General features: G+C 68.4%; 13 protein-coding genes. 7 read left to right on the forward strand and 6 right to left on the reverse strand.

Going from position 1 to position 13,805, the window contains the following annotated elements; all coding sequences use genetic code 11:
- Nucleotides 1-6 precede the first annotated feature (6 nt).
- Complete coding sequence (locus ACM0M4_RS01890; protein WP_003110585.1) at nucleotides 7-660, reverse strand: HAD family hydrolase; 654 nt, start codon at nucleotides 658-660, stop codon at nucleotides 7-9.
- Between the two features lie 203 nt (nucleotides 661-863).
- On the opposite strand from ACM0M4_RS01890, the gene ACM0M4_RS01895 reads away from it, so the two are divergent.
- The 3 genes from ACM0M4_RS01895 (at nucleotide 864) to ACM0M4_RS01905 (ending at nucleotide 4,801) form a co-directional block, all read left to right on the forward strand.
- A complete protein-coding gene (locus ACM0M4_RS01895) occupies nucleotides 864-1,343 on the forward strand; it encodes an RNA pyrophosphohydrolase (RefSeq protein WP_003084400.1) in 480 nt (159 codons plus the stop codon).
- 22 nt (nucleotides 1,344-1,365) lie between these two features.
- Nucleotides 1,366-3,645: a phosphoenolpyruvate--protein phosphotransferase gene (gene ptsP, locus ACM0M4_RS01900; protein WP_003084404.1), complete on the forward strand. Its 2,280-nt coding sequence runs from the start codon at nucleotides 1,366-1,368 to the stop codon at nucleotides 3,643-3,645.
- 118 nt (nucleotides 3,646-3,763) lie between these two features.
- Nucleotides 3,764-4,801, forward strand: a complete 1,038-nt coding sequence (locus tag ACM0M4_RS01905; RefSeq protein ID WP_003112961.1) for a sensor domain-containing diguanylate cyclase — start codon at nucleotides 3,764-3,766, stop codon at nucleotides 4,799-4,801.
- Nucleotides 4,802-4,804: 3 nt separating this feature from the next.
- On the opposite strand, the gene ACM0M4_RS01910 is transcribed toward ACM0M4_RS01905, so the two are convergent.
- Nucleotides 4,805-5,560, reverse strand: a complete 756-nt coding sequence (locus tag ACM0M4_RS01910; protein ID WP_115288939.1) for an NRDE family protein — start codon at nucleotides 5,558-5,560, stop codon at nucleotides 4,805-4,807.
- A gap of 121 nt (nucleotides 5,561-5,681) precedes the next feature.
- On the opposite strand from ACM0M4_RS01910, the gene ACM0M4_RS01915 reads away from it, so the two are divergent.
- The 3 genes from ACM0M4_RS01915 (at nucleotide 5,682) to ACM0M4_RS01925 (ending at nucleotide 8,295) form a co-directional block, all read left to right on the forward strand.
- Complete coding sequence (locus ACM0M4_RS01915; protein WP_003110587.1) at nucleotides 5,682-6,485, forward strand: sulfite exporter TauE/SafE family protein; 804 nt, start codon at nucleotides 5,682-5,684, stop codon at nucleotides 6,483-6,485.
- A gap of 9 nt (nucleotides 6,486-6,494) precedes the next feature.
- Complete coding sequence (gene lgt / locus ACM0M4_RS01920; RefSeq protein ID WP_003112963.1) at nucleotides 6,495-7,295, forward strand: prolipoprotein diacylglyceryl transferase; 801 nt, start codon at nucleotides 6,495-6,497, stop codon at nucleotides 7,293-7,295.
- Between the two features lie 205 nt (nucleotides 7,296-7,500).
- Nucleotides 7,501-8,295 (forward strand): thymidylate synthase, encoded by a 795-nt coding sequence (locus tag ACM0M4_RS01925; protein ID WP_003110588.1) that lies wholly within the window; start codon nucleotides 7,501-7,503, stop codon nucleotides 8,293-8,295.
- Between the two features lie 26 nt (nucleotides 8,296-8,321).
- Here ACM0M4_RS01925 and ACM0M4_RS01930 read toward each other — a convergent pair whose 3' ends face one another.
- Genes ACM0M4_RS01930 through ACM0M4_RS01940 form a run of 3 tightly spaced genes read right to left on the reverse strand, consistent with a single transcriptional unit; the run spans nucleotide 8,322 to nucleotide 11,911 of the window.
- The gene (locus ACM0M4_RS01930) at nucleotides 8,322-9,119 is read right to left on the reverse strand and encodes an FkbM family methyltransferase (RefSeq protein WP_031755852.1); all 798 of its coding nucleotides are present in this window, start codon (nucleotides 9,117-9,119) and stop codon (nucleotides 8,322-8,324) included.
- 34 nt (nucleotides 9,120-9,153) lie between these two features.
- Nucleotides 9,154-10,533 (reverse strand): GTPase/DUF3482 domain-containing protein, encoded by a 1,380-nt coding sequence (locus ACM0M4_RS01935; RefSeq protein WP_023117225.1) that lies wholly within the window; start codon nucleotides 10,531-10,533, stop codon nucleotides 9,154-9,156.
- Nucleotides 10,526-11,911, reverse strand: a complete 1,386-nt coding sequence (locus tag ACM0M4_RS01940) for a DUF2868 domain-containing protein (RefSeq protein ID WP_003158453.1) — start codon at nucleotides 11,909-11,911, stop codon at nucleotides 10,526-10,528. Before ACM0M4_RS01940 ends, ACM0M4_RS01935 begins: the two co-directional genes overlap by 8 nt.
- A 191-nt stretch (nucleotides 11,912-12,102) precedes the next feature.
- Between ACM0M4_RS01940 and ACM0M4_RS01945 the strand changes: the two genes are divergently transcribed.
- Nucleotides 12,103-12,465 carry a hypothetical protein gene (locus ACM0M4_RS01945; protein WP_003102907.1) on the forward strand — a complete coding sequence of 121 codons (363 nt, stop codon included), beginning with the start codon at nucleotides 12,103-12,105 and terminating at the stop codon, nucleotides 12,463-12,465.
- 36 nt (nucleotides 12,466-12,501) lie between these two features.
- Here the strand turns inward: ACM0M4_RS01945 and ACM0M4_RS01950 are convergent, their stop codons facing one another.
- A complete protein-coding gene (locus ACM0M4_RS01950) occupies nucleotides 12,502-13,653 on the reverse strand; it encodes a glycerophosphodiester phosphodiesterase (protein WP_003102904.1) in 1,152 nt (383 codons plus the stop codon).
- Nucleotides 13,654-13,805: the final 152 nt, after the last annotated feature.

Consider the following 13,805-nt stretch of genomic DNA (forward strand, 5'->3'; position numbering starts at 1 on the left):
AGTGGGTCAACGCAGGGAAATGATCGGCCAGCCGCGTTTTTCCGCCTCGGCGCGTAGGCGCGGATCGGGGTCGACGGCCACCGGCCGGCTGACCTTTTCCAGCAGCGGCAGATCGTTCAGCGAGTCGCTGTAGAAGCTGGCGCCTTCCAGGTCCAGGCCGTTCTCGTCGAGCCAGCGTTGCAGGCGCACCACCTTGCCGCCCTGGAAGCAGGGCACGTCGAAGGTCTGCCCGGTGTAGCGGCCGTCGCGCATCTCGCACTCGGTGGCGATCAGGGTCTCCACCCCGAGCCGTTCGGCGATCGGGCCGGTGACGAAGCGGTTGGTGGCGGTGATGATCACCAGCCGGTCGCCGGCGGCGCGGTGCTCGGCGAGCAGCGCCTCGCCTTTGGCCAGCACGATCGGCTCGATCACTTCCTGCATGAACTGGCGGTGCCAGGTTTCCAGCTGGGCCATCTCGGTGCGACCGAGGATCGCCTGGGTGAAGGCCTGGTAGGCAAGGACGTCGAGCTTGCCGGCGACGTAGTCGGCATAGAAGGCGTCGTTGCGCGCCTGGTATTCGGCGGCGTCGACCAGGCCGCGCTGGCACAGCCATTCGCCCCAGCTATGGTCGCTGTCGCCGGCGAGCAGGGTGTTATCGAGATCGAAAAGGGCCAGACGCACGGGGTGACTCCATCGGTTGGCGGGTGGCGGAAGGGCCGTGAGAGCCTTTTGCGAAGGCTCCCACCGGGCCTTGGGAAAGCCCCTAGCCTACCGGCTTTTGCCGGCCCTGTATCCTCCCCGCACGAGTCGCAAAGCCGCGCGTTGCCGCTATCACAAGCTTTATGGAACAATGCGGGCACATGCGATTTCGAGGATGTCCCAGCGTGATCGATTCCGATGGTTTTCGCCCGAATGTCGGCATCATTCTCGCCAACGAGGCGGGGCAGGTGCTGTGGGCGCGGCGTATCAATCAGGAAGCCTGGCAGTTCCCGCAGGGAGGCATCAATGATCGCGAAACGCCGGAAGAGGCGCTGTATCGCGAGTTGAACGAAGAAGTCGGGCTGGAGGCCGGGGACGTGCGCATCCTGGCCTGCACCCGCGGCTGGCTGCGCTACCGTTTGCCGCAGCGCCTGGTGCGGACCCACAGCCAGCCGCTGTGCATCGGCCAGAAGCAGAAATGGTTCCTGCTGCGGCTGATGTCCGACGAGGCGCGCGTGCGCATGGATATCACCAGCAAGCCCGAGTTCGACGGCTGGCGCTGGGTGAGTTACTGGTACCCCCTGGGACAGGTGGTGACCTTCAAGCGCGAGGTCTACCGCCGCGCCCTGAAGGAACTGGCCCCGCGCCTTCTGGCGCGGGACTGAACACGGAGACAAGGCCCCGAGCATGCTCAACACGCTGCGCAAGATCGTCCAGGAAGTGAACTCCGCCAAGGATCTGAAGGCGGCGCTGGGCATCATCGTGCAGCGGGTCAAGGAAGCCATGGGTACCCAGGTCTGCTCGGTGTACCTGCTCGACACCGAGACCCAGCGTTTCGTCCTGATGGCCACCGAAGGCCTCAACAAGCGTTCCATCGGCAAGGTCAGCATGGCTCCCAGCGAAGGCCTGGTCGGCCTGGTCGGCACCCGCGAGGAGCCGCTCAACCTGGAGAACGCCGCCGCCCACCCGCGCTACCGCTATTTCGCCGAGACCGGCGAGGAGCGCTACGCGTCGTTCCTTGGCGCGCCGATCATCCACCATCGGCGGGTGATGGGGGTGCTGGTGGTGCAGCAGAAGGAGCGCCGCCAGTTCGACGAAGGCGAGGAAGCCTTCCTCGTCACCATGAGCGCCCAGCTCGCCGGGGTCATCGCGCATGCCGAGGCGACCGGTTCGATCCGCGGCCTGGGCAAGCTCGGCAAGGGCATCCAGGAAGCCAAGTTCGTCGGCGTGCCCGGCGCCCCCGGGGTCGGGGTGGGCAAGGCGGTGGTGGTGTTGCCGCCGGCCGACCTGGAAGTGGTGCCGGACAAGCAGGTCGACGACATCGACGCCGAGATCGCCCTGTTCAAGCAGGCCCTGGAGGGCGTTCGCGCCGACATGCGCGCGCTGTCGAGCAAGCTCGCCAGCCAGTTGCGCAAGGAAGAACGCGCGCTGTTCGACGTCTACCTGATGATGCTCGACGATGCCTCCATCGGCAACGAGGTCAAGCGCATCATCCGTACCGGCCAGTGGGCCCAGGGCGCCCTGCGCCAGGTGGTGATGGAGCACGTGCAGCGCTTCGAGCTGATGGACGACGCCTATCTCCGCGAGCGCGCCTCCGACGTCAAGGACATCGGTCGCCGCCTGCTCGCCTACCTCCAGGAAGAACGCAAGCAGAACCTGACCTACCCGGAGCAGACCATCATCGTCAGCGAGGAGCTGTCGCCGGCGATGCTCGGCGAGGTGCCGGAAGGGCGCCTGGTCGGCCTGGTCTCGGTGCTCGGCTCGGGCAACTCGCACGTGGCGATCCTCGCCCGTGCCATGGGCATCCCCACGGTGATGGGGGCGGTCGACCTGCCGTACTCCAAGGTCGACGGCATCGACCTGATCGTCGATGGCTACCACGGCGAGGTCTACACCAACCCCTCCGCCGAGCTGGTGCGCCAGTACAGCGACGTGGTCGCCGAGGAGCGCGAGCTGAGCAAGGGCCTGGCGGCCCTGCGCGAGTTGCCCTGCGAGACCCTCGACGGCCACCGCATGCCGCTCTGGGTCAACACCGGCCTGCTCGCCGATGTCGCCCGCGCCCAGGAGCGTGGCGCCGAGGGAGTGGGCCTGTACCGCACCGAAGTGCCGTTCATGATCAACGACCGCTTCCCCAGCGAGAAGGAACAGTTGGCGATCTACCGCGAGCAGCTCAGTGCCTTCCACCCGCTGCCGGTGACCATGCGCACCCTGGATATCGGCGGCGACAAGGCGCTGTCCTACTTCCCGATCAAGGAAGACAACCCGTTCCTCGGCTGGCGCGGCATCCGCGTCACCCTCGACCACCCGGAGATCTTCCTGGTCCAGACCCGCGCCATGCTCAAGGCCAGCGAAGGACTGGACAACCTGCGCATCCTGCTGCCGATGATCTCCGGCACCCACGAGCTGGAAGAGGCCCTGCACCTGATCCACCGCGCCTGGGGCGAGGTGCGCGACGAGGGCGTGGACATCGCCATGCCGCCCATCGGCATGATGGTCGAGATTCCCGCCGCCGTGTACCAGACCCGCGAGCTGGCCCGCCAGGTCGACTTCCTTTCGGTCGGTTCGAACGACCTGACCCAGTACCTGCTGGCGGTCGACCGCAACAATCCGCGGGTCGCCGACCTCTACGACTACCTGCATCCGGCCGTTCTGCATGCGTTGAAGAAGGTGGTCGACGATGCCCACCTGGAAGGCAAGCCGGTGAGCATCTGCGGCGAGATGGCCGGCGATCCCGCGGCTGCCGTGCTGCTGATGGCGATGGGCTTCGACAGCCTGTCGATGAACGCCACCAACCTGCCCAAGGTGAAGTGGCTGCTGCGCCAGATCACCCTGGACAAGGCCCGGGACCTGCTCGGCCAGTTGCTCACCTTCGACAACCCGCAGGTCATCCACAGCTCGCTGCACCTGGCGTTGCGCAACCTCGGCCTGGGTCGCGTGATCAACCCGGCGGCTACCGTCCAGCCCTGATTTCCCGCGCGCCGGACGCTTCGTCGTGCGGCGCTTACGCTTTCCCCGCAAGCGTATAGACTGCCTGCCATTCGGTAGAGGCCACTGGCCAGTCGAACGTGCGAGGGATTGCCGCAAAATGGACGAACGGGCGTCGAAGCCGCCAGGTCTTCTTCCGCTGTCACGCGAAGACCTTGAGAAAACCCTGCGATATGCCCTGGAGATCGTCAGCGACGGGATCTGGGACTGGAACATCGCGACCAACCAGGTCAGCCGCAGCGCCGGCTGGTACCTGATGCTCGGCTATCCGCCGCATAGCCTGCCGGAGAGCGTGGAGACCTGGAAGAGCATCATCCATCCCGAGGACTATCCGCGGGTGATGGCCAGCTTCCAGGCCTACCTCGACGGCGAAAGCCCGGAATACTGCGAGGAATACCGCTGCCGCACCTACAGCGGGGATTACCTGTGGATCAGCGATCGCGGGCGTTTCGTCGAGTTCGACGAGCGCGGCGAGCCGCGGCGGATGATCGGTGCGCACCACGAGATCCATCAGCGCAAGCTGGTCGAGCTGGAGTTGCAGCAGCGCAACGAGGAACTGTTCGACTGGAACCTGCGTCTCGAGGAACTGGTGGCCGAGCGCACCGAGGCGCTGCACCGGGTCAACCAGGCGCTGGCCTCGAAGATGGCCGAGGCCCAGCGCCTGAGCGAAATCGATCCGCTCACCGAGCTGTACAACCGACGCAAGTTCGAGCAGTGCCTGCACCATGAATGGATGCGCCGGCAGCGCCATGGACGCGCCACGGCACTGGTGATGATCGATGTCGATCACTTCAAGCGGATCAACGACCTGTTCGGCCACTCCACCGGTGATCGCGTGCTGGTCGCCTTCGGCCGCCTGGTTGCCAGCGAGCTGCGCGAGGTCGACGTGCTGGCGCGCTGGGGTGGCGAGGAGTTCATCCTGCTGCTCCCGGAAACCGGCCTGGAGGCCGCGGCGGCCTTGGCCGAACGCCTGCGCCAGCGGGTTCGCTCGCAGTCCTTCGAGATGGGCGAGCGGTTGACCGCCAGCTTTGGCGTCGGCGTGCTGAATGATGGCGAGACCCTCGACCTGCTGCTGTGCCGGGTGGACGACGCCCTCTATCGGGCCAAGCAGCGTCGCGATTGCGTGGCCTGTTGCTGAAGGTCAGCCTGGCGGCAGCACCAGGCTGACCTCGCCGAGCCGGGCGCCGGACGGCCCGAAGCTGCGCTCGATCATCTCCCGCGTGCCGTCGGCGTGTACCCGTACGACGCTGCTGGCGCGAGTGCCGTAGCTCGGGCTGGCGATGAACACGCTGGAGAGCAGGCGTTCCGTGGCCAGACCCACGCCGGTATCCGGCAACTGGCCGTCGGCGGCCGGCGCTGCGTCGGCCAGCAGCTCCAGCAGGGCCTGCGGATGCGGCTCGGCAAGCCGCTCGGCGAGGGCGGCGCGAGCCTTGAGCAGCTTCGGCCAGGGCGTATCGAGGGCCGCGTTGGACAGCCCGTAGATCCCCGCCGGCAGCAGGCGCGGTGGCCCTACGCGGGGGTTGTAGTGCCAGAGCTGCTGGCGATCGCCAATGAGCAGGTTGAAGCCGGAATAGTCCGCGGCGCGCCCGGCGACCTGCGCCAGGTAGTCGGCCGGGTTGCCGCCGCCGCGCAGGAAGTCCGCCACCAGTTCGCCACGGGAGCGCTTGCCGAGAGCCTGCGACGGATCGCGGACGTTGGTCAGGGCGGCGAAACGGCCGGCCGGGCCGAGCCCCAGCCAGGTGCCGCCGGCCTCCAGGTCGCGTCCGGCGAATACCCCCTCGGCGTCCTCCCAGGCCGCCAGCGGCAGGCTCGGGCGGGCATAGAATTCGTCACGGTTGGCGGCGACCAGCAGCGGCAGGGCGTGCCCCGGTTGCCAGGCGAAGACGATCAGGCACATGCGCGATCCTTGGGATGGGCTGGCCGTCAGGCTAAAGGCATCCGCCATCGCCGTTCAAGCACGACGCCTGCCGCACGGCGCGCAATTCCGTTACCATGCCGGCTTTCCAACGGGGGCGTGCATGGAGTTTCTCCTCTATATCGTGCTGGGCGCCTGTGCCGGCGTGCTGGCCGGACTGTTCGGCGTCGGCGGCGGCCTGATCATCGTCCCGGCGCTGGTCTTCAGCTTCACCGCGCACGGTTTCGGCGGCGACGTCCTGACCCAGATGGCGGTCGGCACCTCCCTGGCGACCATCGTCTTCACTTCGATCAATTCCATTCTCGAACACCATCGGCGCGGCGCGGTGCGCTGGCCGGTGTTCGCCTGGATGACCCTCGGCATCCTCATCGGCAGTGCCCTCGGCGCGCTGACCGCGGCGCAGATCAAGGGGCCGCTGTTGCAGAAGATAATCGGGGTGTTCGCCATCCTGGTCGCTTTGCAGATGGTTCTCGACCTCAAGCCCAAGGGTAGCCGCGAGGTGCCCGGCAAGGGCGGCCTGACCCTGGCCGGCGCGGTGATCGGCTGGGCCTCGGCGATCTTCGGCATCGGCGGCGGTTCGCTGACCGTGCCTTTCCTCAGTTGGCGCAGCGTGCCGATGCAGCAGGCGGTGGCGACTTCCTCGGCCTGCGGCCTTCCTATCGCCATTTCCGGCGCTCTGTCGTTCATCGCGGTCGGCTGGCACAACCCGCAGTTGCCGGAGTGGAGCCTGGGCTACGTCTATCTGCCGGCGTTGGTCGGCATCGCCGCCACCAGTATGCTGTTCGCCCGCTTCGGCGCGCGCCTGGCGCATCGTTTGTCGCCGCGCGTACTCAAGCGACTGTTCGCCCTGCTGCTGTTCAGCGTGGGCATAAGTTTCCTGACCCCCGATCTCGCTTTTCTGTCGTAGGAGTTATCGATGCTGACGTATCCCCAGATCGATCCGGTTGCGCTGGCCATCGGCCCGCTGAAGATCCACTGGTACGGGCTGATGTACCTGATCGGGATCGGCGGCGCCTGGCTGCTGGCGTCGCGCCGGATGAAGCGCTTCGACCCGACCTGGACCAAGGAGCGCCTTTCCGACCTGGTCTTCTGGGTCGCCTGCGGCGTGATCCTCGGTGGCCGCCTGGGCTACGTGCTGTTCTACAACCTGGACGAGTACATCGCCAACCCGACGCTGATCTTCGAGGTCTGGAAAGGCGGCATGTCCTTCCATGGCGGCCTGCTCGGCGTGATGCTGGCGGTCTGGTGGTTCGGCAAGCGCCATGGCAAGAGCTTCTTCCAGCTGATGGACTTCATCGCCCCGCTGGTGCCCATCGGCCTGGGCGCCGGGCGCATCGGCAACTTCATCAACTCGGAACTGTGGGGCAAGGTCAGCGATGTGCCCTGGGCCATGGTCTTCCCCAACGGCGGCCCGCTGCCGCGGCATCCCTCGCAGCTGTACCAGTTCGCCCTGGAAGGCGTGGCGCTGTTCGTCATCCTCTGGCTGTTCACCCGCAAGCCACGGCCGACCGCCTCGGTCTCCGGCCTGTTCGTGCTGTGCTACGGGATCTTCCGCTTCGTTGTCGAATTCGTCCGCGTGCCGGATGCCCAGCTCGGCTACCTCGCCTGGGGTTGGCTGACCATGGGCCAGGTGCTCTGCGTACCGATGGTGCTGGCCGGCATTGCCCTGATGGTCTGGGCCTACCGCCGCGACGCGGCGCAGCCGAAGGCGGCCTGAGCCGCTTTTCGTGCCCGGGGCGGATAACGTCGCAGGCGTCATCCGCTCCGGGCAGCCGGCTTTCCGCTCCAGGGCGTGCATGGCTTGCGCCGGTCGCGCCGAACTGGCGATGCAGGCTCCGTCGCCGTAGACTTGGCCATCCTTCTGTCATCCCTCGGTGGGAGCCGCCACGTCGGCGCCGCACCGATATCGATCCGAGCCTCCGATGAAACAGTACCTCGACCTGATGCGCCACGTGCGCGAGCACGGCACCTTCAAGAGCGACCGCACCGGCACCGGCACCTATAGCGTGTTCGGCCACCAGATGCGCTTCGACCTGGCCGCGGGCTTCCCCCTGGTGACCACCAAGAAGTGCCACCTCAAGTCGATCGTCCACGAGCTGCTGTGGTTCCTCAAGGGCTCCACCAATATCGCCTACCTCAAGGAGCACGGCGTCTCGATCTGGGACGAATGGGCCGACGAGAACGGCGACCTCGGCCCGGTGTATGGCTACCAGTGGCGCTCCTGGCCGGCGCCGGACGGCCGCCACATCGACCAGATCGCCAACCTGATGGCGATGCTGAAGAAGAATCCGGACTCGCGCCGGCTGATCGTCTCCGCCTGGAACCCGGCGCTGATCGACGAGATGGCCCTGCCGCCCTGCCACGCGCTGTTCCAGTTCTACGTCGCCGACGGCAAACTCAGCTGCCAGCTCTACCAGCGTTCGGCGGACATCTTCCTCGGCGTACCCTTCAACATCGCCAGCTATGCCTTGCTGACCCTGATGGTGGCGCAGGTCGCCGGCCTGCAGCCGGGCGAGTTCATCTGGACCGGCGGCGATTGCCACCTGTATGCCAACCACCTGGAGCAGGCCGACCTGCAGTTGACCCGCGAGCCGCTGCCGTTGCCGAGCATGAAGCTGAATCCCGAGGTGAAGGATCTGTTCGACTTCCGCTTCGAGGACTTCGAGCTGGTCGGCTACGAGGCCCATCCGCACATCAAGGCACCGGTCGCGGTCTGACCCTTCGGCGGAGCCGTCGGCTCCGCTCAACCGAACAGGCGGCGGTACCAGGGAAGCGCGCGCCAGTCCCGCAAAGCCCGCTCCGCATCTTCTGCGCGTTGCAGCGCCTGCTCCAGGGCCTGCTCCAGCGGTGCGACCGGATGGCTCATGGCGTGGCCATGGCAGAGCTGGAAGTCGTCCAGCAGGTTCGGCGGTAGCGCGAAGGCGCCTTCCAGGCGGGCCTGTTCCTCCGCCAGGTAATAGCCGTTAAGGCCGTCGAAGTGGACGAAACGGTAGCCCGCGGCGAGCAGCGGCGCTTTCCACTCGGGGTCGTGGTCGAATGGAGTTTCCGCGAGGATCAGCCACGGGCGCCAGCGGTTCAGGTCGAGGCCGCGGAGCACCGCGCCTTCCAGCCCTTCGACGTCGATCTTGAGGAAGTGGATCGGCCCTTCGACATGGGCCGCGCAGATCGCGTCCAGGGTGCTGACCTTCACTTCGCGCGGGGTGGCCGTGCAGCCCTCGGCCTGGCGCTGGCGGGCTAGCTCGGGGTCCAGGGTGGAGAGACCCGAGGCGGCCATCTCGTAGAGCGTGGCGCGGCCTTCGCGCTCGCCAATGGCGAGGTTCAGGTTGAGGTCTTCCGGCCGTTCCCGCTCCAGCTCGCGGTGCAGGTGGGGCAGCGGTTCGATGTTGATGCCGCGCCAGCCGCGCTCGTAGAACGCCAGGGTGACCGAGTCGATCCGCGGGTGGTTGGCGCCGACGTCGATGTAGAACCCCCTGGGGAAGAGTTTCAGGGCCCGGCAGAGTCGGACGTCTTCCAGGTTCTGCGCGTAGGAAACGAAGGGCATGGGCCTACCTCTTGGGCGATCGTCGCCCAGTCTGTCATTCCCCGCGCCCGCTCTCCAGCAATTCGGCCAGCGCGTCGATCTGTTCCTGGCGGTCGCTGCCGCCCACCCGCCTGCCGTTCAGCGACGACCACTCCGGATGCGCGCGCGCCTTGCGCAGCGCTTCCGGCAGCTTGCCTTCGCGCCACTGCTTGTCCTCCGGGGTTTCCAGGCGGATCGCCTCGACCGCCGCGTGGCCGCGCGTTTGCAGGGCTGCCAGGAGCTGCCGTTGGCGCAGCGCGAGCAAGCGCAGCACGGCGTCGTTGACGGTCAGCTCGCGGGCGCCCTTGAGCTTGCCGAGCAGGCGCGAGCCATAGTGGCCGACGGTCTGCCAGGCGCCGCCGGCGAGGGCACCGAGGGCGGCGGCGGCGCCAAGGGTGACGCCGCCCACCAGCAGGTCGATGCCGGCGCCGGCCGCGGCACCGGCCGCAACCCCGCCGCCGAGGCGGATACCGAGTTGGCGCAGGGTCTCCGGATTGAACAGATCGTCGCCCCAGCGGCCGTCGAGCAGCGGCAGGTCGGCGGCGCGGGCGTCGTCCCTGGCGAAGGCGTAGAGCCGCAGCAACGCTTCCACGCAGGCCTGCTCGCGCTTGCGCACCTGCTGGTGCAGGTCGCGGGTGGCTTCCTGCACGGCGCTTTCGCCGCCGGGCACCAGGCGCCGGCAGGCGGCGACGTCGACCAGCAATTCGGCGATCAGCCGTTGCCCGGCGCGCAGGCGCGCGGCGGCCTGGGTCTCATGGTCGGCGATCAGCCGGTCGAGTTGCGGCCGGGCGCGCTCCAGCAGCAGCGCCAGGCTCTCGTAGAGGCGCCGTTCGCCGTCCAGCGGCGGCGCCACGCTGTCGAAACGCACCAGGGCGTGCAGGCCCAGGCGAGCGAGGGCGGCGCGCCACTCCTCCTCGCGATGCTGCGGGCTGGCGACAAAGTTCAGCACCGGCAGCAGCGGCCGGCCGCAGCCGGCGAGCACCGCCAGTTCGTCGCGATACTTGGCCAGCACCGGTTCGCGGGCGTCGATCACGTAGAGCCCGGCGTCGGAGGCGAGCAACTGGCGGACCACCTTGGCTTCCTGTTCGAAACGCCCGCGCGCTTCGTTGCTGTCCAGCAACCGCGCCATGCGTTCCGGGCCATCGAGACGCTCGCCGGGGCGCTCCAGGGCGTCCAGGTAGTCGAGCAGGGCGATGGCGTCTTCCAGGCCGGGCGTGTCGTAGAGTTCCAGCAGCGCTTTGCCGTCCACCGACAGCCTGGCGCCCTCGACGTGGCGGGTGGTGCTGGGGCGATGGCAGACTTCGCCGAATCCACGGTCGCGAGTCAGGGTGCGCAGCAGCGAGGTCTTGCCGGTATTGGTGTGGCCGACCACGGCCAGGATCAGCGGCTCAGTCATGGCCGGTCTCCAACCAGGCCAGCGGCGAGGTCTCGCCGTGCGGCAGTTGCAGGCGTTCCAGGGCGGCGTGCCAGTCACCCAGGCGGTCGCTGTCGAGCGCTTCGCCGGGCGGAGCCTGGAGCAGCCAGATGCGGGTGCTGGCGGCGCAGCGGGCGAGTTCGCCGAGCAGTGCCAGGGTGCCGCGGTCCGGCGAGCGACGCGGGTCGCAGGCGATGGCCAGGCGCGCCGGCGGGTAGCGGGTCAGTTGTTCGAGCAGGCGACGGCGCTGCTGGCCGTCGTCGAGGATGCCGGCGTCGGCGACGCCTTCGGCGAGCTTCGGCGGCCAGGGCCGGCGATCGTCCAGCTCCACCGCCACCAGCACCGCTCCGGCGGCTTCCTGGCTGGACTGGCCGCCCTGCGGCTCCGGCAGCCAGTCCGGTGCCGCGTCGCTGACGCCGAGGCGTTCGCTGGCCGGCATCAAGCGTTCGCGCAGCAGGCTGTAGCCTGGGTCGTCGAGGTCCAGGTCGAGGTGGGCCAGGCCGCGTTTCCAGCGCCACAGGCAGAGCAGACCGAGCAGCGCGCGCGGCAGGACCCCATAGACCAGCAGTACGCCTACCAGCCAGCCGGCCCAGGCGTGCCGTGCGGCTTCGCTGGCCAGGGCGGCGTCGCCGCTGGCGCGGATCAGCTCGGCGTCCGGCAACGGGAAGCCAAGCAACGCCGGCAGGGCGCCGAGCGCCTGGGTAAGGGCGATGAAGGTATCGCTGCCGAGAATGGTGGTTTCCCAGACGAAACCGTAGCGGCGGGTCGCCAGCAGGCCGAGGAGCATGGCCAGCGCGGTCAGCAGGCCGAGCAGCCAGAGCCCGTGGACCAGCGCGCCGAGGCCCCAGCGCGCCAGCCGGCGCCGGCCGAGCAGGACCAATAGCGCCGGCGCCAGGTGCGCGGCGCGGGCATCGCGCGCCAGCTTGCCGCTGAGCCACAGCCAGAGCCGGCCGAGCGCGCCCGCGGCCTCGCCGCCGGCGAGCAGGCCGAGGGCCCAGCCGAGCAGGGTCAGCAGGTGCAGGCCGAGTAGGCTGGCCAGCGCCCAGAACACGTTGACCGGGCGCTGGCCATCGCCGAGCGCGGCGAAGGCCAGTCCGGCGCCGCTGGCCAGGGCCAGCACCAGCAGCAGGGCCAGCGCCAGCCGCGAACCCTGGCGCCAGGTCCGCTGGGCGTCGAGCAGGCCCTCGCGGCGGCCCAGCCAGTGGGCGCGGGTGAGAATACGGCGCGGCAGGGAACCGCCCTGGGCCAGCGCCTGGCGAACCGCCTCGCTGTCTTCCAGCGGACCGGCCTGCTCCTCGCGCAGGCGAACGGCCTCGGTCAGCCAGAGGGCGTCGAGGCCGGGATGCGTCGTGTGACTCAAGTCACCTCCTGTGTCGATTTCCCTGCCGAGCGTGAATCGTGCCCGGCCAACGGCGTCTGATCAGCGCCAAACATAGCAAAAAGCGCCCCGGCGGCTCATGCTGGCTTGCCAGCCGGCTGGCGGCGGGGTGTGGGATTTTGACTGGTGCCGTGGCGAAAGCGTTCGGCGCCGGTAGCGAGAGGAACACTGAGATGAAGGTAGTACGCCGATACCCCCTGGCGCTGTTGCTGGGGATGGCGGGCGCGCTGGCCGACGAGTTGCCCGATGGCTCCTTGCTGCAACGCTATGGCGTGCAGGCCGACCAGTTGCCGACCCTGGCGGCGGATCCGCCGTCGCGCAAGGAGGAGAAGGAAACGCCGTCGCGCTTCCGGGTGGAGCCGGAGCAGCCCTTGGTGACCTTTGGCGTGAAGGACCACAAGGGCATGGAACCCACTGGCAACCCGTCGATCGACGCCATGCACGAGCGCGATCGGCGGATCTGCCGGAACATCAGGCGGCAGGCACTGGAGAAAGGCAAGGCACAGCCCTTCGACGGCTACATCGAGTGTCCATGAGGCCGGCGCCCGCGTACGAGCGCCGGTCGGGCTGCGTCAGCGCTGCTCGCGCAGGCGCACGGCGACGTCCGGCTGGTCGCTGAACAGGCCGTCGATGCCGGCGTCGAGGTAGGCCCTGATCTCGCCGGCCAGGTCGCCGCGCGACTGCGGGTTGCCGTCGGCGCTGCGGAACTCCGCCGGAAGGAAGCTGTTTTCCGCGCGGAAGGTGTAGGGATGCACCTTCAGCCCGGCGGCGTGGGCGTCGCCGACGAAGCGGGTCGGCTGGCCGAGGTTGCCGTTGGCATCGCGGGGAATCACGTAGCTCTTGTCCGGACCGACCCCGTAGGCGTAGCGCGCCACCTGGCGCAGGCCCTTGGCGGTGGCCATCTCGGCGTAGGTCAGGCTGCCGCCGGCAGCCTGCTGGTCGTAGGGCTGGCCGCTGCCGTAGAGCTGGACCAGGCGGATGCCGGTGAGGCGCTTGAGTTCCTTCAGGTTGTTCACCTCGAAGGACTGGATGAATACCGGCGCGCGCGGACCGAGGTAGCCGTTGCGGTGCAGGGTCTTCACCAGTGGGCGTTCCATGGCCAGGCCGAGGCGCTGGAAGTGGGTGCCGTGCTTGATCTCGGGGTACAGGCCGATGGTGCGTTGCTGGCTGATCTGCAGGCTTTTCACCAGGTCGATGATCTCCTGCAGGGTGGGGATCTCGAAGGTGCCGTCCAGGCGCGCATTGCCCGGGCGGATCGTGGGGATGCGCTCGATGGCGCGCAGGGTCTTCAGTTCGGCGAGGGTGAAGTCTTCGCTGAACCAGCCGGTGAGTTCCACTCCGTCGACTTTCTGCGTGCGCTTGCGGTCGGCGAATTCCGGGTGCTGGGCGACATCGGTGGTCAGGCCCAGCTCGTTGTCGTGGCGGGCGACTAGCTTGCCGTCGCGGGTCATCACCAGGTCCGGCTCGACGTAGTCGGCGCCCATCATCACCGCCAGGGCGTAGGCGCCCAGGGTGTGTTCCGGTACGTAACCGCTGGCGCCACGGTGGGCGATGACCAGCGGCGAGCGTTCGTCGCTGGCCGGGTGGCGAACGGAGGCCTGGCCCTGGGCCCAGTCGATGGCGCGTTGTACGTTGCCGGTGTCGGCGTGGGCGGCGCTGGCCAGGCCAGCGGCGAGCATCAGGCAGGCGGCGCCGAGGTGGCGGCGCAGGAAGGCTGGTTGCATGACGGGTCCTCGTCGGCGGTTCGGGAGTGTTCCAGTCCAGCAGATTGACGCAGCCAGGTGATACTTCTTTGCCCGTTTCGCGACATTCCCGTGACAATCGCCGCCAGCGTGACGACGTCGGCGTTTTCCCGGCCAATCCAACGAAAGGGGCG

The organism is Pseudomonas sp. 18-147, from assembly GCF_051048045.1.
Taxonomy (GTDB): domain Bacteria; phylum Pseudomonadota; class Gammaproteobacteria; order Pseudomonadales; family Pseudomonadaceae; genus Pseudomonas; species Pseudomonas aeruginosa.

Bases quoted from the DNA above. Each gene is read 5' to 3' on its own strand.
- ACM0M4_RS01935 (WP_023117225.1), bottom strand. From the start codon at position 10,533: ATGACTGAGCCGCTGATCCTGGCCGTGGTCGGCCACACCAATACCGGC.
- ACM0M4_RS01945 (WP_003102907.1), top strand. From the start codon at position 12,103: ATGAAGGTAGTACGCCGATACCCCCTGGCGCTGTTGCTGGGGATGGCG.
- ACM0M4_RS01910 (WP_115288939.1), bottom strand. From the start codon at position 5,560: ATGTGCCTGATCGTCTTCGCCTGGCAACCGGGGCACGCCCTGCCGCTG.
- ACM0M4_RS01925 (WP_003110588.1), top strand. From the start codon at position 7,501: ATGAAACAGTACCTCGACCTGATGCGCCACGTGCGCGAGCACGGCACC.
- ACM0M4_RS01950 (WP_003102904.1), bottom strand. From the start codon at position 13,653: ATGCAACCAGCCTTCCTGCGCCGCCACCTCGGCGCCGCCTGCCTGATG.
- ptsP (WP_003084404.1), top strand. From the start codon at position 1,366: ATGCTCAACACGCTGCGCAAGATCGTCCAGGAAGTGAACTCCGCCAAG.
- ACM0M4_RS01905 (WP_003112961.1), top strand. From the start codon at position 3,764: ATGGACGAACGGGCGTCGAAGCCGCCAGGTCTTCTTCCGCTGTCACGC.
- ACM0M4_RS01915 (WP_003110587.1), top strand. From the start codon at position 5,682: ATGGAGTTTCTCCTCTATATCGTGCTGGGCGCCTGTGCCGGCGTGCTG.
- ACM0M4_RS01930 (WP_031755852.1), bottom strand. From the start codon at position 9,119: ATGCCCTTCGTTTCCTACGCGCAGAACCTGGAAGACGTCCGACTCTGC.
- lgt (WP_003112963.1), top strand. From the start codon at position 6,495: ATGCTGACGTATCCCCAGATCGATCCGGTTGCGCTGGCCATCGGCCCG.